The following is a 1,045-nucleotide window of genomic DNA, read 5'->3' on the forward strand; positions in this document are numbered from 1 at the left end:
AAAACACCACCAACCCCCACAACCCACGGGCCCATCCCCCCTGTCCCCCTACCCCTTGGCGGCCCTCGCCTTCCCCCCCCCCCCCCCCACTCCCCCCAAGGACATCTTCCGGGGGCGGTCGCGTTCGGCGATCGTGCCCCGGGTGTTCGGCGGACAGGTCGCGGCCCAGGCACTGGTCGCCGCGGGCCGCACCGTGCCCGCCGACCGTACGGCGCACTCCCTGCACTCGTACTTCCTGCGCATGGGCGACCCCGGCGCACCGATCGTCTACACGGTCGACCGCATCCGCGACGGCCGCTCCTTCACCACCCGCCGGGTCGTCGCCGTACAGCACGGCCAGCCGATCTTCCATCTCTCGGCGTCCTTCCAGACGTACGAGGAGGGCCTCGACCACCAAGCCCCGATGCCGGATGCGCCGGACCCCGAGAGCCTGCCGTCGGCGGAGGAGAGCATCCCGGCGTACGAGGGGACGTTCATCCACCCGGATGTCGCGCGCCGGATACTCGCCGCCCGGGCCGCGGTGGATCTCAGGTATGTCTCCGAGCCCCCGTTCGCCACCGTCGGCCAGCCGCGCGAACCGCGCTCGCAGGTGTGGTTCCGCACCAACGGCAAGCTGGCGGACGACCCGATGCTGCATGTCTGCCTCGCCACCTACGTCTCCGACATGACACTGCTCGACTCCGTGCTGCTCGCCCATGGGCGGGGCGGCTGGACGGTCGGGGACGTCGTAGGCGCCTCGCTCGACCACGCCATGTGGTTCCACCGCCCCTTCCGGGCCGACGAGTGGCTGCTGTACGACCAGGAGTCGCCGTCCGCGCACGGCGGACGCGGCCTCGGCCAGGCCCGCATCTACACGAGGGACGGGCGGCTGGCGATCTCGGTCATCCAGGAAGGCGTGGTCCGCGTCCCGCGCGACCAAGCAGGCCGGGAACCCGAAGCCGGAAGCTAGCGCCGCGTCAGGCAACGTTCGCCCCGTCGCGACGCCCGGCACGGCGACTCGCGGCGTTGCCGAATCAACCGAGTAGGCCCACTACGAGGTCGATCC

1 protein-coding gene is annotated in these 1,045 nt (G+C 71.7%); it reads left to right on the top strand.

The genetic code is table 11. From position 1 onward, the window contains the following. The first annotated feature begins 55 nt into the window (after positions 1–55). The gene (locus ACFWI9_RS29040; RefSeq protein WP_387166592.1) at positions 56–949 is read left to right on the top strand and encodes an acyl-CoA thioesterase; all 894 of its coding nucleotides are present in this window, start codon (positions 56–58) and stop codon (positions 947–949) included. The last annotated feature ends 96 nt before the right edge of the window (positions 950–1,045 follow it).

It is taken from the genome of Streptomyces sp. NPDC127084, from assembly GCF_042724175.1.
Classification (GTDB): domain Bacteria; phylum Actinomycetota; class Actinomycetes; order Streptomycetales; family Streptomycetaceae; genus Streptomyces.